Origin of the sequence: Puniceibacterium antarcticum (genome assembly GCF_002760615.1) — a bacterium.
GTDB lineage: Bacteria > Pseudomonadota > Alphaproteobacteria > Rhodobacterales > Rhodobacteraceae > Puniceibacterium > Puniceibacterium antarcticum.
In genome coordinates, this window is sequence record NZ_AWWI01000064.1 from 12,304 (window position 1) to 38,228 (window position 25,925).

General features: G+C 56.9%; 26 protein-coding genes and 1 tRNA gene. 5 read left to right on the forward strand and 22 right to left on the reverse strand.

What is annotated here, in order from left to right; all coding sequences use genetic code 11:
* Window positions 1-14 precede the first annotated feature (14 nt).
* The 12 genes from P775_RS09430 to P775_RS09485 form a co-directional block, all read right to left on the reverse strand.
* On the reverse strand, window positions 15-959 hold the full coding sequence (locus P775_RS09430; RefSeq protein WP_099910759.1) for a TniB family NTP-binding protein: 945 nt from the start codon (window positions 957-959) through the stop codon (window positions 15-17).
* Window positions 956-3,097, reverse strand: a complete 2,142-nt coding sequence (locus P775_RS09435; protein ID WP_180287387.1) for a Mu transposase C-terminal domain-containing protein — start codon at window positions 3,095-3,097, stop codon at window positions 956-958. The genes P775_RS09430 and P775_RS09435 overlap by 4 nt, the downstream gene beginning before the upstream one ends.
* Window positions 3,098-3,105: 8 nt before the next feature.
* Window positions 3,106-3,909, reverse strand: a complete 804-nt coding sequence (locus P775_RS09440) for a hypothetical protein (protein WP_143520855.1) — start codon at window positions 3,907-3,909, stop codon at window positions 3,106-3,108.
* A 186-nt stretch (window positions 3,910-4,095) separates the two neighbouring features.
* On the reverse strand, window positions 4,096-4,332 hold the full coding sequence (locus P775_RS29800; protein ID WP_099910762.1) for a helix-turn-helix domain-containing protein: 237 nt from the start codon (window positions 4,330-4,332) through the stop codon (window positions 4,096-4,098).
* Between the two features lie 372 nt (window positions 4,333-4,704).
* Window positions 4,705-4,992, reverse strand: a complete 288-nt coding sequence (locus tag P775_RS09450) for a HigA family addiction module antitoxin (protein WP_099910763.1) — start codon at window positions 4,990-4,992, stop codon at window positions 4,705-4,707.
* Window positions 4,993-5,003: 11 nt separating this feature from the next.
* Complete coding sequence (locus P775_RS09455; RefSeq protein WP_099910764.1) at window positions 5,004-5,273, reverse strand: type II toxin-antitoxin system RelE/ParE family toxin; 270 nt, start codon at window positions 5,271-5,273, stop codon at window positions 5,004-5,006.
* Between the two features lie 44 nt (window positions 5,274-5,317).
* Entirely contained in the window at window positions 5,318-6,148 is an 831-nt protein-coding gene (locus P775_RS09460) for a protein NO VEIN domain-containing protein (RefSeq protein ID WP_099910765.1), read from the reverse strand.
* Between the two features lie 175 nt (window positions 6,149-6,323).
* Window positions 6,324-6,509: a hypothetical protein gene (locus P775_RS09465; protein WP_099910766.1), complete on the reverse strand. Its 186-nt coding sequence runs from the start codon at window positions 6,507-6,509 to the stop codon at window positions 6,324-6,326.
* Between the two features lie 426 nt (window positions 6,510-6,935).
* Entirely contained in the window at window positions 6,936-7,475 is a 540-nt protein-coding gene (locus P775_RS09470; RefSeq protein ID WP_099910868.1) for a hypothetical protein, read from the reverse strand.
* 446 nt (window positions 7,476-7,921) lie between these two features.
* Window positions 7,922-8,539, reverse strand: a complete 618-nt coding sequence (locus P775_RS09475) for a hypothetical protein (protein ID WP_218967656.1) — start codon at window positions 8,537-8,539, stop codon at window positions 7,922-7,924.
* 82 nt (window positions 8,540-8,621) lie between these two features.
* Window positions 8,622-8,951, reverse strand: a complete 330-nt coding sequence (locus P775_RS09480; RefSeq protein WP_180287388.1) for a putative quinol monooxygenase — start codon at window positions 8,949-8,951, stop codon at window positions 8,622-8,624.
* A gap of 4 nt (window positions 8,952-8,955) precedes the next feature.
* Window positions 8,956-9,597 carry a LysE family translocator gene (locus P775_RS09485; RefSeq protein ID WP_099910769.1) on the reverse strand — a complete coding sequence of 214 codons (642 nt, stop codon included), beginning with the start codon at window positions 9,595-9,597 and terminating at the stop codon, window positions 8,956-8,958.
* A gap of 444 nt (window positions 9,598-10,041) precedes the next feature.
* Between P775_RS09485 and P775_RS09490 the strand changes: the two genes are divergently transcribed.
* Window positions 10,042-10,536 carry a GFA family protein gene (locus tag P775_RS09490; protein ID WP_180287389.1) on the forward strand — a complete coding sequence of 165 codons (495 nt, stop codon included), beginning with the start codon at window positions 10,042-10,044 and terminating at the stop codon, window positions 10,534-10,536.
* Window positions 10,537-10,620: 84 nt separating this feature from the next.
* Here P775_RS09490 and P775_RS09495 read toward each other — a convergent pair whose 3' ends face one another.
* Window positions 10,621-10,932: a hypothetical protein gene (locus tag P775_RS09495; protein ID WP_099910770.1), complete on the reverse strand. Its 312-nt coding sequence runs from the start codon at window positions 10,930-10,932 to the stop codon at window positions 10,621-10,623.
* 31 nt (window positions 10,933-10,963) lie between these two features.
* Between P775_RS09495 and P775_RS09500 the strand changes: the two genes are divergently transcribed.
* Entirely contained in the window at window positions 10,964-11,143 is a 180-nt protein-coding gene (locus P775_RS09500) for a hypothetical protein (protein WP_099910771.1), read from the forward strand.
* A gap of 629 nt (window positions 11,144-11,772) precedes the next feature.
* Entirely contained in the window at window positions 11,773-12,576 is an 804-nt protein-coding gene (locus P775_RS27540; protein WP_143520857.1) for a GNAT family N-acetyltransferase, read from the forward strand.
* 348 nt (window positions 12,577-12,924) lie between these two features.
* On the opposite strand, the gene P775_RS09510 is transcribed toward P775_RS27540, so the two are convergent.
* Window positions 12,925-14,280 (reverse strand): hypothetical protein, encoded by a 1,356-nt coding sequence (locus P775_RS09510; protein WP_099910773.1) that lies wholly within the window; start codon window positions 14,278-14,280, stop codon window positions 12,925-12,927.
* A gap of 583 nt (window positions 14,281-14,863) precedes the next feature.
* Between P775_RS09510 and P775_RS09515 the strand changes: the two genes are divergently transcribed.
* Entirely contained in the window at window positions 14,864-17,107 is a 2,244-nt protein-coding gene (locus P775_RS09515) for an ATP-dependent nuclease (RefSeq protein ID WP_099910774.1), read from the forward strand.
* Window positions 17,095-19,068, forward strand: a complete 1,974-nt coding sequence (locus tag P775_RS09520) for a UvrD-helicase domain-containing protein (RefSeq protein ID WP_099910775.1) — start codon at window positions 17,095-17,097, stop codon at window positions 19,066-19,068. Before P775_RS09515 ends, P775_RS09520 begins: the two co-directional genes overlap by 13 nt.
* A gap of 18 nt (window positions 19,069-19,086) precedes the next feature.
* On the opposite strand, the gene P775_RS09525 is transcribed toward P775_RS09520, so the two are convergent.
* The 8 genes from P775_RS09525 to P775_RS09560 form a co-directional block, all read right to left on the reverse strand.
* A complete protein-coding gene (locus P775_RS09525; RefSeq protein WP_099910776.1) occupies window positions 19,087-19,524 on the reverse strand; it encodes a transposase in 438 nt (145 codons plus the stop codon).
* Between the two features lie 324 nt (window positions 19,525-19,848).
* Window positions 19,849-20,403: a metallophosphoesterase gene (locus tag P775_RS09530; protein ID WP_099910777.1), complete on the reverse strand. Its 555-nt coding sequence runs from the start codon at window positions 20,401-20,403 to the stop codon at window positions 19,849-19,851.
* A 193-nt stretch (window positions 20,404-20,596) separates the two neighbouring features.
* Window positions 20,597-20,671, reverse strand: a tRNA-Gln gene (locus tag P775_RS09535).
* Between the two features lie 564 nt (window positions 20,672-21,235).
* Window positions 21,236-22,201, reverse strand: a complete 966-nt coding sequence (locus P775_RS09540) for a GGDEF domain-containing protein (RefSeq protein WP_099910778.1) — start codon at window positions 22,199-22,201, stop codon at window positions 21,236-21,238.
* Window positions 22,202-22,236: 35 nt separating this feature from the next.
* The gene (locus P775_RS09545) at window positions 22,237-22,845 is read right to left on the reverse strand and encodes a heme NO-binding domain-containing protein (protein ID WP_099910779.1); all 609 of its coding nucleotides are present in this window, start codon (window positions 22,843-22,845) and stop codon (window positions 22,237-22,239) included.
* Between the two features lie 67 nt (window positions 22,846-22,912).
* Window positions 22,913-24,628: a DUF4153 domain-containing protein gene (locus P775_RS09550; protein WP_180287390.1), complete on the reverse strand. Its 1,716-nt coding sequence runs from the start codon at window positions 24,626-24,628 to the stop codon at window positions 22,913-22,915.
* A gap of 216 nt (window positions 24,629-24,844) precedes the next feature.
* Entirely contained in the window at window positions 24,845-25,561 is a 717-nt protein-coding gene (locus P775_RS09555; protein WP_099910781.1) for an HAD family hydrolase, read from the reverse strand.
* The gene (locus tag P775_RS09560) at window positions 25,558-25,842 is read right to left on the reverse strand and encodes a DUF3572 domain-containing protein (protein ID WP_099910782.1); all 285 of its coding nucleotides are present in this window, start codon (window positions 25,840-25,842) and stop codon (window positions 25,558-25,560) included. Before P775_RS09560 ends, P775_RS09555 begins: the two co-directional genes overlap by 4 nt.
* Window positions 25,843-25,925: the final 83 nt, after the last annotated feature.

The window sequence follows — 25,925 nt, forward strand, 5'->3', positions numbered from 1 at the left end:
CAAAGCTACTCCCCTCACCTGTCCAGGTTGACATCTGCGGGTATGCTGACGAAGTCTTCAGCGATGAACGGGTTCATCTCTGGAAGGCAGTCGAACCGTTGCGCGTGGGTTGATCGAAAATGCTCAATCTCCAGCACCTTGTTGCCTGCGACCAGTGCCGCTTTCAGGGCCAAGATGCAGATTTCACACAATTCGCCGAACGCGTAATAGGATGCGTGAAGCAGCCTCTCGGCGAAATCTCGTGTCTTCACGGTCTTGCTAAGTTCCAGGCCCACTCCCTGACAGTAGCACGCTAGAATTTTGATTGCGCGCGATGCGTCCACGCCAGGATCAAGGTCGGTCATATGCACGACGCTGTACCGGCGCTTGAACTGCTGGTCTGAGTTGAGGATCTCCGCGAAATCCGGGGTGCCGATCAGGATGGGGACGACCTGCCCTTTCTGGGGCTGTACCAGTGACTTGAGGGCGTCCCGCATGGACTGGCGGTCTCTGGCCCCGGCGGCACGAACATGCTGGATTTCGTCCAAGACCAGAACTCGAGTTTCCAATCTCTCGATGTAGGCGGCGACATACTGCCATATGTCCTCTGCGGAATCTCGGGCCTTCGGCGTCCAGCCATACTCCAACGAAATCAGCATGCGGAGCTTGCGGAGGGTCACATCGTCCCGAAGCGGAACGAACACGTGACCGCGCGGAGAATGCCCTACGGCCGTCCGTTGCAGACCGAGCGTTTCGAGAGCGCGCAGAACGCTCTTGGTCTTCCCGGTGCCGCTGCGCCCAAGAACGACGACACCCCGAGCGTCGGCGGGGTGTCCAAGTTCTCTTGCGGCCATAAACTCCCTAAGCGAGTTTTCTATCTGACGCGCAATGCGTTGCGCGTCAGCGTGGTCGATGAAAATGTCGCGGCGCAGTGCCTGAACTCTGCGATCAACGTCGCTCGGTCGGAGGGCGAGAGTCATAGATCCTCTCCTTCCTGCCACCAGTCGGTATCTTCCTCAGGGTCATCGAGATCGACTTCTTCATCGTCTGATGTGGAAGGTGCGTCGCCCGGTAGCGCTCCGCCTTGGCCAGCGTCAGGGTCGCCGATGACGTAGCCGATCCCGTCGTCAGCCAAATCGAGCGCGTCCAGTTCCGGTATTTCATTCTCGACGACAGACAGGCCGAGGTAGAGTTCCTTTTCCAGGCGCGCGATATCCTTCGCAGTTGCCTGTTGAGGTAGCACGCCCATGATACGCATGGCTTCATTTGCGCGGGAGCGCATTGCCTGAAGGGCGTCCGATATGGTGTCAGCAGCCAGGGCCGCTTGCCCGGCGTATCGGCGTCTTAGAATTTTCCCGACGGAAACCCACTCGTCGAGTTTCACCCCGTGGAAATTTTCGACGCTGCACTCGACCTCAAGCCATTCTTTCCCGGTGCAGACGCTGATCGTTCCTATGTCGTTGGGCTCTAGGTAAAGCGTGACCTTCGTGTTCTTTGCCCGGCGCCGGAGCTTTTGCAGTTCGCGGGAGTTGTAGGCCACCCCGAGCAATGTGATGCCTTTTGATGTTACCTTTCGATCGAGCGATATCCCGAAAGCCCTCCTCCGCATGGAGCGGGGCAACTGCGGGGGAAGTCCGACGGTGCCGCTAAGACGCTCCAGCGCCGCCGCAGGCGTCTCTCTGAAGAGCCCGGCATGGGGCGTGTTGTGGTAGACGTCGACAACATACCGAATGAAGATCAGGGCCAATTGGTCGTCCGTCAGGACGGCCGTTTCCTCCGTCGGATAATCGCCGCGTTCCTTGGGGTTTGCGAAGGTTTGTCCAGGCAGATAGGGCATCACCCTGTATGTGAAAGTCAAAAATGGGCGCTCGATCGTCCCGCGAAACTGTGGCTCTCCCACGGTGGGATAGGAGTAGGCGGCACATGTCTCATTGACCGCTCGAGTGGTCGCGCCTGCGCGGAAAGCAGATCCGGTGTCGCTTTCGACGCCTTCAAATGGAAATCCGTGCCAAATGGACTCCGCGCCTGCGGCAGCTGCCAAATCCGACTTGTCTCGTGTAGACATTTCCAGCGCTCGAATGGCTGACGCTGAATTTTGTGATGACGCAACGAGCAAACCCACGATGTATCTGGTCGCGACGTCCAGGACGACGTAAAGCCATCGACGCCCGCGTGGCAACCGGTCGATCGTCTTCTGATCGAGCCCCTCTCTGATAGGCCCATTCATAATAATCGTACGCGCATCAATCTCCCACTCGTCCACTTGGAATGTCTGACCAGGACGGGTTGCCCGATTGGTCTTGCCAACACCCAAGTAGCGGCGCTTTGCGATCGCGCTGCCCTCACGACCAGCGTCGACCTCCAAGCGATCAAAACGCTTCAGCCATTCCCACAGCGCTGTCTTTCCACGTGTTTGTAACAGCGGAAGCATGGCGGCCTCTCGTCGCTCGTTTTCGCGACGCAGCGCGTTGATCGTGTTATCAACGACTTCACGGCCTGTGTGGCGCTGGTTCAGGAGAAACTCTCTGAGTTGCTGTTGGATGAAAAGGTAGCTGTCTTGGTTGATATCGAGCTTGGAGGCCCTTCCGCGCTTATCGATAAGCGCATCCATACGGCCACCGGCTTTTTTGACAGCGCGGTACCACCGCAAGATGCTTGCCGGGGATGCGTCGAAGCCAAAGCTGTTGCCGTTCGAGCTGAAGTACTTAGCCCCGTAGATCTCATGGAATGTCTTCCACTCCTCTGCGGCATAGGCTTTGATGTGAGGGTAATGTTGTCCGACGCCATCGGGTCGAAGGGTCAGTCCACCTTCCGAATACCTCCTTGTCAGACCACAGACGAAAAACCACCGGTTACAGACAAGAGTTTGGTTCGTCCGCGATAAAGCAGAGAGGCCGATGTGGGGCTGAGGTCGAGACTTCGCCTCGTCCACGCTTTTAGATCGCTTCTCGTAGTCCCACTCTGGTTGCTGCACGATCTCATGCAGCGTCGGCCAGGTAAAACGCTCGACCGCGGCAGATCCGTCATCTCGTCGGAAGAACGCGTGCTGATCGTCCGATTCTTCGAAAAAATATGGAACCGAGTTGATATAATAGCGTGTGACCCTATCGAAGTTCATCCGGATTGTCATTGCGGCCTCCGAACGATCGAGTGGAGGTTGATGCTTCCGGTACTGACGAGGCCGAGGCGCCTTTCAAAGATGGCACGGACTGCAGCCCGGAACCCTCGCGAGCCGGTACGGCTGAGAATAATCAGATCGGTGATGGTGAACTCGCCGTCGAGTTTTGCCACCGTCTCTTCGAGGCGAGCGTCAGCTTCAGCATCCGGGCACAGAGAGAACCGCAGATAGGTCGCCGCATTCACGGCTGCAGTACGTGAAAAGCACTGCTCCGTAACCAAACGGACTTCATCCACCATGTCTGGCACCACGGCACGCCGAATCTGTTCCAGCTCGGCTAGAAAGCGACCAGATGCCAGGCGAGACGTTGGTTTCACAGCAACCGCAACTCTGCGTCCGGTCTTGTAGGTGATCAGCAGGTCGAAATAATGCGTGCCCTTCGTTCCGTCCGGCTTGCGAAACTTCACCGGACCGAATTGCTCTTGGACTTGGCGAACTCTCGGATCGATCAGCGTGACCACCAAGTTGCCGTGTTCAATTTTACTGTCCATGCCATAGATACGTGGCAAGCCGGTCTCAAGGTCGGGATACACGGCGAAGATTCTGCATGAAGATCGCGACCTTGGATTGATCCGACGCTGACCGCGGTAAGCGAGCACGGGGTAATCTTCGCGAATGACTTCCCCCATTAGATCATCCGGAAACGCTTCTGTGGGGCCGTAGGCCCTGCGGAAGGCTTCGGGCATCCCGGATAGGTCACGACCAACCGGCGTGACCGGGGCGTTTAGACTGCGTTCGATTGGCATATTCATGGCATAGCATCCCTGTTTCCGGGCCGTTGAGCGCCGGATTGCGAGGACACGCAGGAGCAAGCCGCTCATGCATGCCTGTTGACTTTTCGCTGCTGTGGTGGGATGAAAGAAGGGACCAACCTTCCAAGGGCTCTGCATGCTTCGCGCTGCGGGGCCTTTGTTCTTTCATCGGGGTCGTCGGTTTCGCTAGGTCATTGAGACAGCTCCTTCTGGTTGGGCAAGGAGCGAAGCCAGTTCCTCGGGGTCCTCGCCAAGTAGGCGTGCGATTTCTGTTATGACCGGGAGGCTCTTCCGGTGACCGCCAATGACCAAGCTGATCGTCGAAGGATTGCGCCCAAGACGGGACGCAAGTTCTTTGATCGAAAGGCCTGCCTCTATCCGCAGACGACATTTGATGATCTCGGCTGTGCCGCGAAATTTCATGTACGAACCTTGGGCAATTTTTGTTGACGGATACCCGAATCATGTGGGTTCGCGATTCGCAAGTCAACCACCATCCGCATCCATGAAAATTCAACCGTGTCAATATAGTTCAGAGTTATTTTGACAATTAACATGTGCGCGCGATTCCAGTTGCACTGACTATCTGCACTTCTGTAATCGATGGAAAACTAGGCGTATCCCATGGATCGGCACGAGGAAAAGACACGTTGGTCAGACCTGATAACGACCGATCAACGTTGTTGTCGCCTGATTTACCTTCGATCCCGCGAGGCATGGGTCCAAAACTGCGATGTTCATCGCTTCAGCCAACGCCAGATGGCCGAAGCCGCGGTGACTGGATCAACTTCTGAATCAGGAGAGCAGCGGCTCGATCCCACTCACGTCCACCTGCCTAGCCGCAGTGCGCATATCGAAATTGGTCTGCATGTTCATCCAATATTCCGGCGTCGTTTTGAACACACGTGCCAGCCGCAGCGCGGTATCGGGCGTCATGATGGTTGAGCCCTTCACCAGCCGCTCGATGAGCGTCCGGGGAACATAAAGGCGGTGAGCCAGCGCGATCGCGCCCATCTCAAGCGGATCTAGGTACAGTTCTTTCAGGACTTCGCCTGGGTGCATCGGGTCTTGAAGCAGGCTCATGATGTCTCATTTCAGCGGCAATCGACGATCTTGACTTCGGCGGGGCCATTCTGCGTCCAGACGAAGCAGATGCGCCACTGCCCGTTGATCCCCACCGAGTGCCGACCGGCGCGATCTCCCTTCAGTTGCTCAAGGTTGTTATCTGGCGGAAAACGCAGGTCTTCCACCGCAACAGCTGGGTCCAGCACCGAAAGCATCGCCCCCTGCGCCTCAAGAGGTCCGCCGGGAAATCCTTGCCGTACTTGCCTTGCAGCACGTTTGCCTTCGGTGCTCTGGATCATGTCCGCAATGTATCATTATGTGATACATGTGCGCGATGACTGTGTCATTGGAAGCTTGCCTGGAAATTAGTGGCGGTGAGGGTGACATGAGCTTCGAGCGGAGGCCGTAGTTCGAAGGCCTGAGGGGCGCGAGCGAACTCGTAAAGTCTGAACAGATACCAGTCATCCCGGCGTTCGTTTGCAACCTCCAGTTCGTTACGTGAGATGTGGAACGGTGTCCGCTCCAAACCGTTTGTCGTCTTCACCTCGATGAGGCGTTCGCGACCTTCGATTGTGAAACTGGCGATGTCATAGCCTGCGCCGTCGCCGTCCTCCTTGGAGACCCAACGCACACGCCGAGCTAAGGCGTCCTGGCCATGTTGCCGCAAGGTCTGACGTTCGTGATGAAAAACCCGTTCCTCACCCGCATGACCGAGAGCCCGATTGCGCTCGTCCCGCCCCGCGACATCGAAACGCCGCGCCACCCTCTGCATTTGCTCCAGCTCTTCTGGGGGCGGTGTATTCCGCAAGGTAGGTGCTGTTCCGACGTAGAGCGCCGGAGGCTCAGCCATTGTGGAAGCGTCTTTGCGGTGAAGCGCGAGCTCCCATTCTGGATGACGCGCCAGCCAGCGAGATGCGGCCTCTGCAAGAGACATCTGGAAATTGAACCGCGGTCGATAGCCTTTGACGATGGGAAGCCCTAATCCGACACAGGCCGCAGAGACGTTGCAGAGTTTGAACTCGATGGAGCCACGGCTCCGTCCTGTCTGATCTTGCAATGCCCGGTTCTGCGCAGCTTTGTTATAGCTGCGCACGGAGAGCTCATCGCTGAGCATCCCGAAATAAGACGCAACGACCGCGTCGTTCTCTGTGTCGGACCAATCACCTGAATTCATTTGGGCAGGTTATGTTGGCCCGGAGGGATTGTCATTGGTCTTAAGATGGGCAGCGATGCGCAGGGAGGCCCGGAACCTGTTCAGACAAGCAGAACCACCTCTGAAGCAGATCGAAAAATTACACGAAACCGCCCCTCTCAAAGTAGGTGAACGGCGATCGGGTCAGAATGCCGAGTCAATCCCCATCCTCGCATGGACGAAGCCAGTCCAAGGTGCCGTTTGACTTGCAGCGGCGAACGTTCACCACTCTCAGGACCGCCTGTTCAAACTGATGCTCGTCACCTGCTTCAAACGCGTGACGGATCAGATCAAACTGCTTGTCCAAACAGTTTCCCAAATCATAATCTGAGACATCATTCATTTTAGAGCTCCTCTTGCAGCCGTCAGTGAGATTTCCTCTTCATGGCACATTTGACAAATTCCTACTTCGTCAGGATCGCTCCAATCAAGGCTCAGTCCCTTATTCGTGACGATCATATAGCAACAAGAATCGATTAAAGTTTTTTTGCCATCATGGCCTTCTGCGAACTTCCCGCCAATCGAAACGATTCGCTGCGGGTCGCTCGACCTGCAGCAACGCGCAGAATACGCCCTTTGCAAAGTCGCGGTGGCAGCGCCCGCCGGAGCGACGCCACCGGCCCTTTGCGGACACCTGCCACCGACCCAGATTCTGCGCCGCGGCCCGTCGTTCCGGACATTCGACGCAGCCGAAAATCCGGGCGGTGGACAAGTCTCTGTCGTACTGAGTGGACACTGTTGATGCCGCACTGACCGGACCGGATAAGAACTATGTTTGCGAAGACCTGAGGTCTTCAAGGTAGCCACCAAGTTCGTCGCCATAGCCCCAGCCGGTATTGGCAACGCGTTGATATTCTTTCTCCAGAAGATCCAGCCAAGTTGCGGTCAGTTCCGGGTCGGCTTGCACGGATAATTTCTTCACGATCGAGCCAAACATGGACCCCATGCTGTTGTAGAACGTCTCATCCATATCACCGAACTCCAGCGTGACGTCATTGCCGCACTTGATGTAGTAGAACATTAGCTCCAGCGTTTCGCCGAGCTGTCCCCTAGCCTTGTTATAATCGGATATGGCACGTCGGGCGTCGCGGTATTTGATGGGTGCGTCCCACCGGCTGGGATTGATGGCTGCCTTGATCCGCTTCTTGTAGGGCGAAAGGTCGGTACCCCCATCCGAAACCAGGAATCTTGCATGCAGAAAATCCTGGTTCTTCGGGTCGGCGCGATACAGGTCTTGGACGAGGCCCATGAGCTGTACCCTCGAAAACCCCGACAACGCCCCCTTTATCGCGGTCCAGTTCTTTGTCACGATTCGAGCCCCTTCCAGTTTCTCCACGGCATCTTTTCTACCGACATTGTGAGGAAGGTGAAATCTTCAAGCCAGTGTGCCGGGGACGGTCCTAACCTGCCGTTCGCTTCCTAGCCGTGCGCTGCGGTGCAGCTTAACGAGACCGGCCATTCGTCCATCGTGCAGCATTTCGGAGGGGGAAGGTCGCCAGAGCGGACTTTTCTGCCGTTCGCCGCAAGCGCGAAAATTTGAACGTGGTCAAATTGGCATCAACATGTAAGGCGGAGAACGGACCTTCGCTGCGCCCGCAAACTAAAACGGGGAAGCCGAACAAAGCGGCCGCTCGGGGCCGCCGCGCAATATTTTTTGGGGTGCATCTGCAGCGAAGGTCGGCAGTGAGCCCTCTACGTTCATTTTCACCGATGCAGCCAAAGGCTGCTTTGCGGGTAGCGAAGCGCGGAACGACCCTACCGGGAACCCGCAACCCTGATAGCCCTTTCTGCTGCCAGAAAAGGAGACGAGATAACGGGGATACCCATGTCGCTGAGCCGTGCTTCAGCCAGACGCATGGAGGCTTGGGCCAATAAGATGCCGTCTGGCAGAGCAGAGCGGGACACCTCGGTTCGGATGGTCGTCGCTATGCTGTCTGCAAACCCTTCATAATCGCCGCGTTCAAAGTAGGGCCACGCGGCTGCACTGAGAACAACACGGGGCAAAACGACAGTTCCCGCACGATCTGCGCATGCTTTTAGGAGATCAAGTGTTGCCGCTTGCGTGCTTTCCAGGCAAATAGCGACCAAGATGTCTGGCCCAATCCCGCAGGTCTTTTCCATGACCGGACGGTCTATGCGAAGCACATGGTCGTGTGTCCGTGAAACCACATCCGCAATCGGCCCCAAGGTTGAGCAAGTGCACATCACCGCATCGGCCGTGGCAAGTTCGGACAGAGCCGCCTCGACCTTGGCGCGGACATGGTCAAGACCGTGCTGCCGCGCTTGATCAAGCAGCTCCGGCATGACCCTATGCGTGCGCGCGCCTTCATATCCCAGCTGATTCAGCAAACCATCGAAGGTTTCGACATGCACGGCGGCGGTGTGCAGAAATGCAATGTTCATCCAAGAATTTTCTTTCTGTTCGCGCGGTTAAGTGCTTTCTGCCTGCCGAGCATCAAGCGACGAAGGGTATGAACGGGATCCGTTCACGCGACGCGGCTTTGGCAACCAGTTCATCAACAGCATTCAGAAAATGCGGAGACGCGTTGTGCGCGTCCCATCCCGCCCTGTCTTCGTAAAGTTCATAGACGAAGAATTCAGACGGGTTTTCTGGCGACCGGTAGGGCATGAAAAATTTCATTCCGGGCTCTGCCATGGACGGACGGACAAGGGATTTCAGAATGTCAGCAACGGCGTCGGCTTCGCCTTCCTTGGCAACAATCCTGACGGAAACCACAAATCCGGTGTTCAGGTTAGCGGCGGTGGAGTCATCATATGCGGACATGTATTCAGCCTCTGCTGGCAAGCAGGCGCAGACCTGCGATGGCGAAGAACAGACCAAGCATCCCCTGAATAGCACGCCGCGCGCTTGCATAGGCGCGCACCATGATGGGCGTTGAAAACGCGACGGCATAAAGGATATGGATCACGACCGACATCAGGAATGTGCCAACAACAATGGCCGCCCCCACCCAAAGCGGCGCATCCTGTTTCAGCCCAAGGGATATGATGGCGATCCACGCCAACGCGGCCTTGGGATTGGTCATCTGAATGATGTATCCACGCTTGAGATAGCCGAGGGCGGTGCGACGCCCTCCGGCCAATTCCTTTGCCTCAATGTCGTGGCGGGACGCGGCGGATTTGAACGCCTTGTAGGCCAGCCACAGAAGGTAGAGGCCACCAAGAACCTTGATCGCGATCAGGGCCGAGGCATAGGTTGCCAGAAGGGCGGACAGACCAAAGACAGTCAGAACCGCCCATGTGAAAGATCCTGTCGCAATCCCCATTGCCAGCGCCATACCTGACGTGCGCCCAACGCTCATCGACGTGCCGATGACGGCGAGGATGTTTGGGCCTGGGCTTGCTATGGCAAGCAGAAAAGCCGCGTAGGCCATGAGGATGCCGGGAAGGTAAAGTGAAATGTCCTGCATGACGTGACCTTTCGTGTGGGACAGTTATGTTCCTACATTGTTCCGATGTGTGCGGTTTGACAAGCTTTACCAGTAACCGATTTTTCCGATGAAAGCAGTCATTGGTAACAACGCCGCGAACGATCAATTTGTCCGGACTGTTGCCGCTCGCCCTCCGGTTTGACGCTGATTTCGTTTGCAAGTGCAGCGAAGGTCGGCAGTGAGCCCAACTTGCGCAATGCTGCATCGACGATGAATGTCTGCTACCATCAGAGAACCAAAAACCTTTAACAACTGCTTCGGTTTTGAACGGGGTTTCTGGCAGCGTTAAACGAAGTATTTTGCGCATGTGCCAAAAAAAAAGGGTTTTTGGAACGGCATCGAAGGTCAATTTTTCTGCTCTGCCTAGATTGTCTAAAGGGGCCGTTATACGGTTCAGACCTGAGAAATATATGAGGTGAAACTATGTCAGCAGCGCAAGGGGGATGCCTATGTGGAGCGATCCGGTATGAGGTCTCGAACCAGCCCGCCAAGGTAACGATGTGTCATTGCAGGTTTTGTCAACGCGCCACTGGTAGCGCCTATATGGTTCAGCCGGCATTTGACGCCTCTGACTTTGCCCTCATCGCAGGGCATCCAAAGATATACACGCACGTCTCCGAGGGTAGCGGCAAAGAGATTTTTATTAATTTTTGCAATACCTGTGGCACCAAGGTTTTTCAGACATTTGAACGCTTTGCGGGGTCGGTTGGCGTGTATCGGGGGACACTAGATGATCCGAATTGGCTCAAAGTAACACCCGATAACTCCAAGCATATCTTCTTGGCCGTTGCTCAGAACGAAACGCTAGTTCCAGCACATACGCCTGTTTTCAAGGAACATGCCGCGCAAAATGACGGAACCCCTATTGCGCCGATGGTGTTTGATACACCGCAAAAACGAGGTGATTTAACATCGTAACGGCACTTGGCGCACAGTAGCGCAAATCGTTCAAAAAGGACCGTTTTGGGCAACTTTACTTTATCACAGGGGTTTTGACCTCGACTAGAATATCGCCGCGATCAGGATTGCGAGCAGAAGGAGCTTCAGCACCGACGCGATAAGGCTTTCTCGCCAAAGTGGGACTCGCAGGTATGAAGCAGACTTCACGTATGAAGCAGACTTCACGGCCCTGTCAGCCTCTTCCCGTATGCGACGAAACCTCGGATCAAACTTCTCGACGTCACCTTGATCTGGCCTGTAGAGCAGCGATTGTTTTGGCGCTTCATGGTGATGGTAGTCACGACCGACCTGGACGTTGTGGGACTGATCCCCAGCATCCAATTTCTGCTTCGGAAAATTGTCTTTGTCGCTCATAGTCCTGATACCAAGGTGTGAGGATCTCAGTATGACATGGATTTCCGCGAACTGGGAGGTTTTGTTCGGGGGCGTTGGCACGGCGGTCATTGTGGCGGTGCTCGGATACGTCCTTAGGAAGAGAAAAACCGAGCCGGAAGCCCCGTCTCAAAATCTCGAGGCGGGAGATCATTCAAAGAACATCCAGGTTGGAAGAGACTACAAAAAGTGAACGGATGAGGACAAAACCGGTAGGTTTTTGTCCCCGGCGAAAATCACCGTTTGTTGAACGGTTCAGCAGACCGGACATTGGTGCACGTGCCGCGAAGGTCTGAAAAGTCCGTATTCCGTTGAAAAACTCCGATGCGCGAAAAATAACCCTGAGAATTGGAATTCTGTCCTCTATATGAGCCATGTTACAAACATAGTTTTCTAGATCGCGTTTCCGCAGGAAAATATTCTGTTGATCCGGCATGTTTGTGCGGGGAGGCGAGTTTTTCAACAGAATATCCGTTATGCTGACGGTCGGGTGCTCTTGGATGATGCGCCTGCGGCGAAAGGCAGCTTCTGCGCACTGCCGCCGCCGATGCAGGCTGTAGCATCAAAGTTTGCAGCATCGCCTTGCCGAGCGGCAGCTTCCTGGAAGTCGGCCTGGGACTCTTGCGCCTGCAGCATCGATCTCGCTGCGTCTGGCATGAATGTCGTGAAAGGGCTGGCTGCCGTCGGCTGCAGCCAGCCCTGAGGCGGTTTCGGCCCGGTGCCTTCCTGCTGCACCGCCGCAAGGCGGCTGTGAGCCCTGAGTGACATTTTTCCGCGCGGCAGCTAACGTCGGCTTATTCAAAACCTTGGGTGGAGATACAAATGAGCGATGACGCCGACGACGTGTCCAACTTGCTTGAAGATGCTGAAGCCGAATATCTATCTGATCGTGTTTCAGCTTTGGTAAAAATGCCTGATAATCCTTATGGAGCAGACGTTTTTGGACATCCAAGCCAAAGAAGTTTTTTGGTGGCGAAAAGCCCAAGCCCGATGAACAATCGTATCTGCGGCTTTGATGTTAAGAGCGACAGATTGCCAACCGCCGAAATTGCACTTTTCGATCAGGCAGGCGCAACCGTTCATCTCCCCGTCATTGGAGCCCCAAAAGACGTTAAGAAGCAGGCTGAGGACTTGGGCGTTCGCGTACTTCGCGGTTGGACGCAAGGGCAGTTTTATGCCGAACTTTCGAACCTACCTCTTGCCGATGCCGCTGACCAAACCCGACCTCTCAATGCTAATGAATTAGACGCCTTTATCGAAATTCACTCTGGCGCATTTAGGTACTCGGGTACAAAAGTGAACATTACACATGAGATGATGCGAGGGCTTCTGTCCGAGGGCCGTGCTGAGGCCTACGCTGTTTGTGATGATGATGTACCTGTTGCTATTGGCTTGGTCTATTTCGCGACGAATCAAACAGCATATCTCGCAACCGCTGCCACGATACCTTCGGCGCGAAAAAGAGGCGCTCATTCATCCCTAATATCGCGACGTATTGAAGCTGCACGCCAACGCGGCTGCAAGCTTGTATCATCCACCGCGCTTATTAATTCGCAGAGCTGTCGGAACCTGAAAAGAGCAGGGCTATCCCAGTCGCATGTGCAATCTCTTTTGGTCTTGCAGTAGGTCCTTCAGCGCGGTTCGATTGTCGCTCAAATCTCCAACCAAAGCTGACATTGAACTCGGTTGTACGACAGGCAACTAAGTCCGCTCTACCGACCTTCACCATCTGAAAATGCTGCACGATGGAGGAATGGCCGGTCTGGTGCAGCCGCACCGCAGCGATTGAAAGCGCGATCAATGGCCGGTTTGGGCCGGAGTGGCGCCTTCTCCAGTGCGGCGCAGATACTATTTCTTCCGTTTCGGCACGCCACATTTTCCACCAGAGCTAGATGGCCAGATCCATTTGGGGCCATCGGAAGAGATCTGAACAGGTTGTGACCAATTACCCCCATGGCATTGATAGCATTGAGCTCAGCGCCGGTTTTTGACACTCAGATACCCCGAAAGTGTCTGGTTCCAAACACCGCCGTTTCGGACGGCTATTGAAGCATCAAACAGGCCGGGCAGCCAATCGGCAAGAACCTCATAAGCACGGTCGTTGTTGCGGGAGCCGTGATGCGGCGCGGTATAGATAATTGGCCTATTCGGTTGAACGAGGTGTTTTTCGAAATTTCTATCTGGCTGGTCGATTCCGAACGCCAAACGGGAATCGCCAAGAAAGATCGCGCTCGGTTCGGATTCTGTCTCCAGGCGTTGAAACACAAGAGAAGCAACATTCTGTTCGGTTAGCGTCAGTTTGAAGAACAGTATTAGCGCATTGGTTTCACGCTCCGCCTGCCTGAGTTCGACAGCATTCAAAGGCTGCAAAAATCCTTTTATACCTCCTGAGGGTTTGGCCCCTTTCTCAAATGCGGAAAAGTCAAACCAACGAACCGGTATGTCGAACATAACAGCGGCACTGGCGATGTTCCTAATCGCCTCAGCTGTATCAATAATGTTTCGAAACAGGCTTCTCGCGAGCTGTGAAGTTGGACTTCCGCCATCGAACACTCGTCGTGAGATCCAGTGACCAGGCTCACCGCTGCCATCGATAAAGACCTCATCGACGAAAACTTCGCCACCCAGTTGGTGATATGTACCGGTTCGGTCAGCAAGCGGCTCACCATGAATCGCGCTCGTTTCCAGGTCCGAGCGAATTGCTTCCCAGTCGTCTACGGTGAAGCCCCAACTGTTGGCAGCAAGTTCTGTGCGGCTGGAGCCGACGCTGCGGTCATCCTCCATACTGCGATTAGCTCTGGCCTGTTCCTCAGAACTGCCCGGCCAGCTACCTTCGACGTACATGTCATGCATTTCAGCTTGTATGGAACGCAAAGTTCTCCCCCGGAATGATCTCGAGGTCATCGATTCTACTTCTGTTTCACGATAGCTCTCATGCTCTCCAATGCGGTCTGCTGCAGTATTGGCACCCTCACGGAGCATTGTGACAAGCCGGTCCGGATTTGTCAGCGCCATCTCCACCGCTCCAGCCCAACCACCGGGTAGCCAGAACTCTCCGATAACATTTCCCTCGGCGAGCCATGTCTCGATGAAAGCAGGAAACCCTCCGGCATGGTCGTGGTCCCGATGCGTACAAATCGTGATATCTATCGTGTCCGTGATGTCGGGACAGAACTGCCTGATCGCTTTGTAGAGACCATTTTTCTTCGGGTTATTACTCTTCGATTGACCGCCATCGACCAGAATGACACAGCGTTTGCCCCCGTGGTCTGTTTCGAGGATGAAGCTCTCGCCACTGGAAAGTGGAAGCGCTGTGAATCTCGATGCCATGCTGCATACCTTTTAGCTATCAGCGGGTACTGTCTTGCTTGAATGTCTCTTTCCGCAGTACTCCCATGTGTTGTGATTTAGCACAACCATCGTTCAGCATTTGGCCGCCTTCATCGTTTGAAACTTAGAGTGCGGAGGTTTGGATGTGTTCGTGCTGGGTCATCTCTATTCCCCAAATGCTGCGCGCAGCACGAATGGCCGGTTTGCGGAAGCCGCACTGCAGCATAGGTCCTAACTTTGGAAGTCGGTTCTGGGCCGGTCGCTTCACCCGCACGAAGGGCGGAGAGCTGCCCTTCGCTGCAAACGCATGAGAACCCTTGGGCATCCAAGGGCGCGGCACTCGGGAAGATGGGCTGCGACCAAAAATAAGCGCCAAGGCCTCCGGCGTTGAGCCTCGAGGCCGGTGAGAGGCCCAACACCCACTATGCGATTTCCACCGCCCCCCCTATGATCCCGTAAAGCGAATAGCCTGACATGTGAAGACTGGCAGAGCCCCAGGCTGTAGAGCACGGCTACAAAACCGCAGGATAAGAATATATACAGACACCGGCGCAGCAATTCCTGCGAGGGGGATACCGATATTATGAAACTTGTACGCATTGAAGTCTTCAATTTTCGCAAATTGCGACGCGCCCGTCTGGACATGTCGGATAAGCAAACTCTCCTCGTCGGGGCCAACAACAGCGGCAAGACATCGGCCATGAAGGCGCTGCGCAAATTCCTTAAGGATCGCGGCGGTATCGACACGCGTGATGTGACAGCCTCAAACTGGGCCGCGATCGAACAGATCGCGGGCGCCTGGACACAGGAGGCCGAGGCGGATCTCAGCCCGCTCCTAGACCAGCTTCCGTTCCTCGACGTCTGGCTCCATGCGGACACGTCAGAGCTCCACCATGTCGCGCATTTGATCCCCACACTTACTTGGACCGGCGGCTTGCTCGGCGTGCGCCTGCGCCTTGAGCCCAAGAAAGGGGCCGACATCAAGGCGGGCTACCTTGCCGCGCGCCGAGACGCCGAGGCGCGGCAGCCGGATGGCACGACGGACAACGGTTTTGCGCTTTGGCCGCGCGACTTTCGGGAATATCTGGACAAACGCCTGAAGGACCTGTTCGAACTGAACGCACATCTTTTGGACCCTGCTAGCTTTGTAGCGTCCGGAGCAGTGGCGCCGCCGCCCCTGCCAGCCCTGTCAGAGGGGATTGGCGCCAACCCCTTTGCCGGTCTCCTCCATATTCGTGAGATTAACGCGCAACGTGGGTTCGCCGACGCCGGTGACGGGAAGGGCGATGATGGTGAGCTCGTCCATGCCGACAGCCGCAAGATCGCAAGCCAGATACAGCCCTATTTCCGCAAACATATTGACCCTGAAACGGACCCCACTCCGAACGACGTCAAAGCGCTCATGGCGATTCATGATGCAGAGACCACCTTCAATGCCCGTCTCAAGGATGGGTTCGCCAATGCCATCAAGGAACTGGAAGAACTCGGCTACCCCGGAGGACTCAATAATCCGAAACTCTTCATTGCCACGCAGATCAAACCAGTTGACGGGCTCGATCACCCCGCGGCTGTGCAATACGATATCTCGGGCGACACATCCGGGGTTAAGCTACCCGAAAGCTACAACGGCTTGGGCTTCCAGAACCTGATCTCCATGGTGTTTCAGCTCATGCGTTTCCGGGATGACTGGATGCAGGTAGGCAAGTTCAAATCAAAAATGGTGAGCCCGGACGACAGGGGCATCGAACCCCTGCAACTGGTGCTGATCGAGGAGCCGGAGGCGCATTTGCATGTTCAGGTGCAGCAGGTCTTCATGGCCAGGGCCCACAAGGTGCTGCGCAACCATAAAGATCTGGAGAAGGAGGACTCGGCTTTTACCACGCAGCTGGTCGTGAGCACCCATTCTGGCCATATCGCGCACGCCGCTGCTTTTGAAGCGCTGCGATATTTCAAGCGCGAGCTGCCAAGTCACGGAGTTGTGCCCACGGCCACTGTGGCGAATATGAAGGGGCTCTTTGGCGAGGACACACAAACTCGTCGCTTTGTGACGCGCTATCTGCTGAGCACCCATTTTGATCTATTCTTCGCCGACGCCATCATCGTGATCGAGGGTGCCGCAGAGCGGATTCTGCTGCCGCATCTGATCCAGCATCATTACCCTGTCCTGGCTGCGGCCTATCTATCCTTTCTGGAGCTGGGGGGCAGTCACGCGCATCGGATGCGGCCTCTGATCGAGGCGCTGGAGCTGCCGACGCTGATCATTACCGATCTCGACGCGGTGGCAGAGGTGGACAAAGGCGGCAAGGTCGTCAAACAATCCGCCCAGCCTTGCTACGGTGCCGCACAAACCACCGCTAACAACGTGCTAAAAACCTGGCTCCCCAAGCTGGATGAGGTCGACACGCTGTTAGCCCCTCTCCTCAAGGCCCTGTGTCATAAGGCCCCCGACCGCCCCATCGCCGTCAGCTACCAAACCCCCCAAAACGTCACAATTGGCGCGGTGTCCAAGAACGTCACGCCCAGCACCTTCGAGGATGCTCTTGTCCTGACCAACCCAAAAGCCGTGACGGACGCCGCAAGAACGGAATTCTCCTGCCGCATGACCCGCGCCTTTGCCAAATCCATCGCTGAGGCGCAGTCCCCTGAAGACCTCGCCAAGGAGCTCTTTGATCGGTTGGCAAAAAAACCGGAAAAGGCTGCCTTCGCACTGGACCTCCTTTATATCGAGGACATCAAAGCGCTGCGCGCGCCGCCCTATATCAACGCCGGCCTGACTTGGCTCGCAGGCCAGCTGAAGGGCGTGGAGGGCGTGTTGTGCCAGTTGTGACCGACGCCACCCGCGACGCTGGCGCTGACGCGACGATCCGCGCGTGCCTGTCCCTTGATCGGCCGCGCAGCTTCTTTCTCTTTGCCGGGGCGGGATCGGGCAAGACGCGCTCTCTCAAGGACGCACTGGAGGGGCTGGACACGCAAACCCTGACCACCTTGCGCAAACACAGCCGCAAGATCGCCGTGATCACCTATACCAACGCCGCCGCAGATGAGATCACGCGCCGCGTCAAGGCCGATCCGGTGTTTCAGGTTCAGACAATCCACAGCTTCGCTTGGTCGCTCATCGAGGGGCGCACGGCGGATATTCGGCGCTGGCTGGAGACCGACTTGCAGACAGAGATTGTAAAGATCCAGGCAGACCATGAGAAGGGCCGGGGGCGGGGCGACGCCCATGACAAACGCGTCAAGAAGATGGCATCCAAGACAAAGCGGCTGGAGCGCCTCGCCGAGATCCGCGCGTTCACCTACGCGCCCGTGGGGGACAATTTCGGCCGCGATGCGCTGCAACATACCGAGGTCATTGATCTCGCCGCGCATTTCTTGACTGAAAGCGAGACGTTTCAAAATATCGTTCTGGCGCGCTACCCGTTCATCCTGATCGACGAGAGCCAGGACACGATGAAACCATTGATGGAGGCGCTTTTGACCTTCGAGGCGCGCCATCGCGGCCGCATCGCCCTAGGGCTTCTCGGGGACACGATGCAGCGCATTTACACCGATGGTTTGCGCGATCTCGACCAACGGGTGGGGGATTTCGCGCAACCTGCCAAACAGATGAACCACCGCAGCCGCGCGCGGATCGTGGACCTGGCGAATGCGATCCGGCGCGACGATGATGGCCGCCAGCAGCGGGCGCGCGAAGACAAACCAGGTGGCACCGTGCGCGTCTTTCTTGCGCCAAGCGAAGGCACGGATCGCGCAGCCTTTGAAGCCTACACCCGGGCGGAGATGGCCCGCATCACCGGAGACCCCGCGTGGCAGAACGCAGAGGCGATCAAGACCCTCACGATCGAGCGTCACATGGCCGCCGCGCGACTTAGTTTTAGTGAGCTGTTTGAGCCCCTGAGCAAACCCGACAAGCTCAAGGACGGGTTTCGCGATGGCAGCTTGCCCGCGATGCGGCTTTTCACCCACCGGGTCTTGCCTTTGGTGACGGCACAAAAGAATGGGGATGCCTTTGCCGCGATGGCGGTGCTGCGCGACGGCTCACCGCTGGTCGATAAGAGAGGTATTCGGGCGGGGCGCGGGGGCCAGGCCACTGGCCTCGAAGCGGCACGGGCGGGCGTCGCAGCGCTGATGACGCTATTTAAGGACGAACGGGATCCGAGTTGTGCCGAAGTGTTGGCGGTCGTGGCCGAGCACCGGTTGTTCCCGATCCCCGACCAGCTTCGGACCTGTTTGCCTGACGACAGTCCCGTGGCCCAAAACATGGCCGACATCCTTGCCGAGCTTGGTCCCCTCTTTGACGGTTTAGACCTGACCACGCCCGAGGCCATACCACCCACCGAAACCACCTTCACCGAGGCCTGGATGCAGGCGCTTGTGGCCCCGTTTTCCCAGGTGGCGCGCTACCTCGCGTATGTCGAAGACCGCAGCCCCTATGGCACCCACCAAGGGGTCAAGGGGCTCGAATTTCCCCGGGTCATGGTGATCGCTGACGATTACCAAACGCGCTTCAATGGCCTTGCCTCTTACGAGACGCTGTTTGGTGTGAAACCCTTGGGGCCAACCGCTCAAAAAAAAGCCGACAATGGTGAGGAAACCACGATCGAGCGCACCCGCCGCTTGCTTTATGTCACCTGCACCCGCGCAGAAGAGAGCCTCGCGCTTGTGCTCTATTCCGAGGCCCCCGACACAATCCGCAGGTTTCTGATCTCCAACGGATGGATGGCCGAGGACGAGATCGTGATGGCTGTAGCCGACGGGACCTATCAGGAAGCTGCACTGCAGCGCTGAACTAGGGCCTGTTGATGTTCATCGTAGGCGAATGACGGTCGCGGCGACCGCGATGAAAGCGCTGTAGCTTTCGTCGGTTTTACAGCAGCGCATGGCGATCCCCCTGTATTCCTTGAGCTTTCCGAAGAAGTTCTCGATCAGGTGCCGCCACTTGTAAGTGTCGCGGTCAAACTCTGGCGGAAATCGGCGGTTGGATTTTGGCGGGAGGACCGCCTCGATCCCCGCGCCAGCCAGGGCATCGCGCACCCAGCTTGCATCAAAGGCGCGGTCGGCAAGGAACTGGTCGCAGGCCAACCCTTCGATCAAGGCCGCCGTGCCGCGCAGATCGTGGGCCTGTCCGGGCAGCAGGCGGAAGTCGATCAGGTTGCCGAGTGCATCGGTCACCGCAGGGTTGTGCGTGAGGGTTGCAGAGCCCAGCTCGAATTTCTGCTCTTTTGGTATTGCTTCGGCACCCATGCTGCGCCGTCATCAGGGCCCTCCCCGCCTATTCCACGGAAAAAAATCCTGTTCAACGAAAATCATCTCGGAAAATTGGAACGCCGTTCTCTCAATGGGCCATTTTTCAGACGTAGTCTCCAAATGGTCGTTTTTGCAGAAATAAATTCTGACGATCAGGCCCTTTCGGGTAGGGAAGAGAGTTTTTCAAAAGCATCCAGCCGCAGTGTCCGACCGACAACTTTGGCTTTGCCTACTGCAACTGTCAGCTTTAACAGGCCACCTGCCTTCAGCGAGAGTGGTCGGTCTGGCCCAGAAACACCGATCTCATTGCAGCCATCCTTGTCAGCTGAGTTCGTTCCCGTGCTCCACATCTTGCCAGTGTTTATTCACCGGAAGCTTTGCGGCACGCTTGGCGATGTCTGTGATCTGCACGGGGCGAAATTGCCACTGATCCACGCCGACATTCACGCTGTTGCGTGAGCCGGGCCATTGGTCATGCACGTGCCCGAACAACTGCAGGGCGCCCCTACGGGCACCGTTCCAGGTAATCATCGGATAGTGGCACAGGACGAGGCTCTGATCGCCGTCCTGGATTTCGGCCATGTACTCTGTGCTGGCCCAGGGCAGAGAGATGACGGCTTCGTCGTCGTGATTGCCAATGATCAGATGCTTGCGACCGGGGAGGCTGTGAAACCAACTCTCGAACTGCGCCGTATCTTCGGCGCGACCGAAGGCGAAATCGCCCAGTATCCAAAGGTCGTCATCATGGCCAACGCAGGCTTGGAAATTCGCGATCAGGGCTGCGTTCATCTCGCCGGTCGAGGCGAAAGGGCGTTTGCAGAACTCGATGATGCGGTGATGGCCGAAATGCAGATCGGCCGAATACCAGTTGGCCATTTCCGTGCCCTCCGTGTTCGTCAGGCTTCAGTCTAGAAGACAGACCGCCACGGCGCAAATGTCTGCCAAGAAAGCAAGGGTCTGGAGGCCTCGGCGCTCAAAACAGCACTAAGTGCCAGTCTTGCCCGGACGAAGTGCCAAGTCAGACCGGATAAGTTCCAATCTTGGGCGAACGTCACACTTAGGCGGAAACTGGCTGGGGTGGTAGGATTCGAACCTACGATACACGGTACCAAAAACCGATGCCTTACCACTTGGCTACACCCCAACTGTCGGGCTACTTACGCTGAGATTTCCGGGTGATCAAGCCCTGTACGCCCAAAAAATTACCCTAATTATCACTTGGGTGGTTTGGTCTCAGATCGCGGCGGCAAGACCGATATGCTCGGCGCGACAACCGGTGCAAAATCCCATTTCAAATAAATGGAAATTTCAAACGCCTGTTACTCTCTGTCCATACTGGACCCTCCGATAATAGCCGCCGACACAAGAAGATCGGCATCTTCCTAAAATGTCGTTGCAGCGGATCCCGCCCATGTCCGTCATCATCATCGTCACACAGCAATTTCGAGCATACTACACCGCCCTATTCGATCTGCGTACGCCCGGCCAGCAACATCCGCCAACGAGCAATCAGTAACGGAAATACTTCCTGGTTCTGACCTATCACGGAGCCTGTTCTGAAAGCGCTGCTCTGTCGGGTCAACACCCCGGATGCAATCAGGCAATGCGCGGCAGTGCCAGTGCCTCCAGATCAAGTCAAAGCATCACGCATCGCGCTCCACCATCCAGCAGGGCAGCGATTGCGGTGCCTGCCGGAACTGTAAAGGCTCTAGCCAGTCCCTGGCGCATTGCCTTCTGCAGTCTGAGCCATCGTTGCGTCGTAAAATCTATGCTGTGCCCTACCACCGCGTTTTGCGACATAGAGTGCTTGGTCAGCCTCGTGCATAAAGTTGGCAAGGACGGCATCCCGGCGGCCGTTCGACAGTGTGATTCCGATGCTGCCGGAAATCTGACACCATTGGCCCTCATAGGGCATGGAGCGCTCCAGACGGGCGATGATGCGCTCTGCCATGTTGGACAACCGTTGCCGATCACTAAGGCCGACGAAGATCATCAAAAATTCGTCACCTCCGACACGAGCCGCCGTATCATCTTTGCGAGTTTCCCCCACAAGGATGCGGGCCACCTGCTGCAGGACGTAATCGCCCGCAGCATGGCCTAGGGAATCGTTCACTTCCTTGAAAAAATCCAGATCCAGATGCATCAGGGCAAAATCACGCCCCCTGCGGGCCAGACGCTCCAGGATATGATCGGTCGCCCGGCGATTCTTCAGCCCGGTGAGTGTGTCGGTAAAGGCCTGCTCCTCAGCCGCGATACGGGCACCCTGCAAGCGTTTGTTAAGGGTACGGGACGCTTCCATCGCGGCTGATTTCGCTTCGACAAGATAGAGCATTTCGATAGTCAAATCAGTTGCTGCGAAATCCGAACCGCTGAGGTCATAGTCCCGCACGGCATCCACCACCGAAATCCCAAAGGACAGATTGACCACAGCGCCCCCCAGGCCATCCGGGACAAGCACCCCCTTGAGGGTTGTATGGGGCGGGTCGCGGAACCGCAGATGCAGCTTGCTGCCTTCAACAGCCAGAAGTTCGACCATGGAACGGAGAAGGCGGGGCCGGTAGACCTCGAAAAGGTCAAGAAAATTCAGGCCGACCAGCCCGATCTTCGGGCGCAGCTTCTGCAGGGTTGGCCCCGTCTGCGCGATATCACCCGTCGGCGTCAGACAAACATGCATCGGGCACAGGACCGTCAAAGCCTTCTGAGATATGGTCAAGAGGCTGACCGCCTTCTGTCCAACGCTGTGCCCCCCAGATCGAACTGGCGACCTTCTGCGTATTCTCTTTCGATCAGGGTGATGAAGATACGTTCGCAATCCCCGTTCCAACCCTGGTAGTCAAGAATGACAAGCGCGCCATAATCATCAGCCATGGCACGCAGCACGCCGACGAGAACGAGCCCGAAGCCCCGTATTGTGCCGCTGGAGGTGAGGGAGTACCGATCCTGCGTATATTCGGTTAGCTCAAGCCCCGGAAGGTCCAGATCGGAAACGGCCAGCCTCGCACGATCTGGCAAATCATCCAACGAATGCAGGAATTCCGTAAAGGTGACACCGCCAAAGCGCAGCAGCCGCCGCAAGGATTCAGTGTTCGGGTGGGACACCAGGTAGGTGCCAACATCTTCGAGGATCGCATCACAGGGCTTATTCAGATATGCTGCGGCCACATCCAGCAGGCTGTCCGTAAGCGCATTGTCGTAATGCAGCATCGCTTCGAATTCCGGTGGATCGATGTCGGCCAGGCGCGCTATTTCGTTCCAGGTCCCATGCCCATAGGTGTCCTGAAGAAAGCGTTGAAGCGTATTGTTGATCAACCCGTGCATCTGGCCTTGCCGCTCATATTCTTAGGCGGCAGGCTCGCATTCAGGACTTAAGAAACGGGAAACATTCTCAATTGTGCGGAAATAGCGCATGCGTTCCAACGATCAGCGCCTTTATTCCGGGCACAGCGACGCGGGCCTTTCCCGCGTGCAAATCTTCAAGGATCGCAAACGGCAGATCAAAGTTCCGGTCCTTGCTCAGATCTATCGCGTAGCCCCAGAACTGCAGCCGTCCATCAACCACACGGAGGCTTCTTGCCGTCACGCTTCCCTCCCCTGTGTTCAGAAGCAGAATGGCGGACGTCTCCGCCAGATCGGGCATAAAATCGCCAAAGATCAGCGCGCAGCCCGGCCCACCCACCACAGCCCGGCCACAGGCCTGCTGCCACTGGGCAAGCGTGTCGTCGTCAAGCATTCCCAGCTGCGCCTCAGTCAGCGGCTCGCCGCCCAGAACTGGCATCTGTGTAGCGACACTGGCACGAAGATCTTCCGCAACCACCGCCCGCTCCCCTGCGAGCATCGCGAAACCTGGGGCCAGCGCTGGATCTTCGCGGAGCTGTTCCAGCGCCTCTTCACCCGCCTTGCCCCAGTCCTGAGCCATCTCCCGAAGGGGCACATCGCTCGCAGGCAGGATGCCATCCCTGTAACGTGCAAGCTGATCGCGGGCGGCGATCCGTTCCGGGACCAGAAGCGGACTCAGCCAGACCACAATAACCGCCAGGGTCAGCAGCGCCAATCCGACATTCGCCTGCCGAATGCGGCTGGACCAGTTGCGCCGCAGCGCCACAGCAGCACCATAGGACAGCCCGTACAACAGCACCATGCCTGCCACCGTCGCCGCCATCAGCCGCTCGGGCGTCCAACCATAAGAATGCAGTCGTAGCCACAAGGCATAGATCGCCAGCGCCGCCAGAATCGGCACGAGAAGCGCCAGAATTTGGACGATGGCGCGCATCCAAGGCAAATGCACTTCTTCGGTGCTGTCACGATCCACCGCAACGGTAATCAATACGATGGCGGCCAAAGCTGCGCTCATCAATGTCGCGGCCGCCGAGAAATTGCCCACCAGATGCGACAGCCCCTGAATCGGTAACGCCAGCAAGAACACAAGCACCACGACCAAGACCACCGGCAGCAAAAGCCGAAGCAGTTGCAGCACGAGGAAGGGGGACAGATAGTCACGCAGCTCATGCACAACCGCAAGCGCAAGGCCAAACACCGCGCCTGTCAGCACCCAAGGCAGCGGCTGATACCGCAGGATCGTCGACATCAGCTCCAGCCCTACAAGGTTCAGCAAAGCATCCGAAAGCGCGAGCAATCCCCAGAACAGCGCCGTGAACAGAACGGCAGAGAGGTAGCGCACAAATATCCGCCAGCTGAGGTCGAACAGCGCCGGATAATCTGACCATCCACCGGTCGACCGCAACTGCGCAGCCACAAATGGGGTCGCCACGAACAGGAAGAGCCAGAAACCGACCAGCGGATAGCCCGCACTCAGAAACGCATCGACAGACGCATATCTGAACGATGCCCAGTAGAGCAGCCCCGCTCCAAGGCTTGAGAGACCAATGGACCACGGCAGGCTGGGCCAGAACCGCGCCGGGCCGACCAGTGCCAGCACCATGAAGAAGGTGCCATAGCTCGCAGCCGCAAACAGCATGAACAGCCGCAGTTCCCCGATCATCTGATCGTATAGAACAGACCAGAACAGCCAGCCAGCCAGCCCCGCTAGCGCGCCCAGAAACGTGATCTGAGGGCGCAGTCGTGCCGCAGGGTCCAGTGCCATGTGTTGTTCTCCTGTCATGATCTTGGGCACGATGCCGTGTCACGGTCGCCGGGGCAAGCTTTGCCCGACGCAGAGTTGCGAGCCAAACGGCTGCTTGTGGCACCTGAATCCGGCGCGGGAAGTATATGGCGCCTTGATCATAAGATATTCCGCACCAGTGAATTGCCGCTTGAGGACGAATACGTTCATCCGAAAGCGCATTCCCGTCACAAGGCGCTAGGACAAGGATGCAATCCAAGCAGGCAGATGGCCAATATCTGGGAGCACCACATCTGCAAGCACCTCAAGCGCCTCGGCTTGCGCAGGCCCGGTCAGCACGCCGACGCACAACATGCCAGCGGCACGCCCCGCCACAAGATCATGGCTGCTGTCACCGACCATCACACACCGCTCCGGCGCGAGCCCCATCGCTCGGGCAAAGGCCAGCAACGGTTCGGGGGCGGGCTTTGCGCCATGCCCGCTGTCGAAACCGGCCACAAAATCAAAGAGATCGATCACTCCCGCCGTCCCCAGATGTGCCAGTGCGCCGTATTCGGTGTCATTCGTCATCACGCCCAGCTTGAGCCCCATGCCTGCCAGCACGCCTAGAAACGGGACCAGCGGCACCGCAGGCACCAGCGGCGCCTCAGAGGAGGTCAGCATCAGATGTCGTTCTATGTCGCCGACAGCACGTCCGGGAAGGGCCGAGGCCAAACAGACTGCAGCCTCGTGGTTTGTCCCGGCAATGATCGGGCTGTCGGGCAGGAACCGCGCCGTCTCCAGATCATAACGCGCCACATCGGCCAGCGCGTGCAGCACCTTTACATCGCCTTCGGCCAGGTCCCGCAGCGTGTGACCGGCCCACACATTCCAAGTCGCGCCAAAATCGAACAAGGTGCCGTCCTTGTCGAAGAGCACGCCCCCAACCGGTCCGCCCATACTGCGCACCGTCATGTCCAATGTACCTGCTCACCACCTGGCAGCATCGCGCGGGCCTGCATCAACTGATCATAGGCCAAGGATTGCTCATCACAAAAGGCAACGACCCAGGCATCATCCATCAAAAGAAAATCCAGAACCGAGCCCTGAAAAACTGGATCAGCAAGACCTTGCCGGAAATCCTCTTCAGAAGCACCTGTCGCGCCCTGAAAAACCGGCAAAAGCTCATCATTCGCCGCAAGCCAGGCCACAGCCTGCAATCCGATCATTTCGGCACGATCACGCGCAAGGGCCATTCGTATAAACTCCGAAAGGGTTTCTTAACCATTCTGACTAAAGACTTACACTGTCACACGTTGCAAGCTTTGCCTCGCATGAC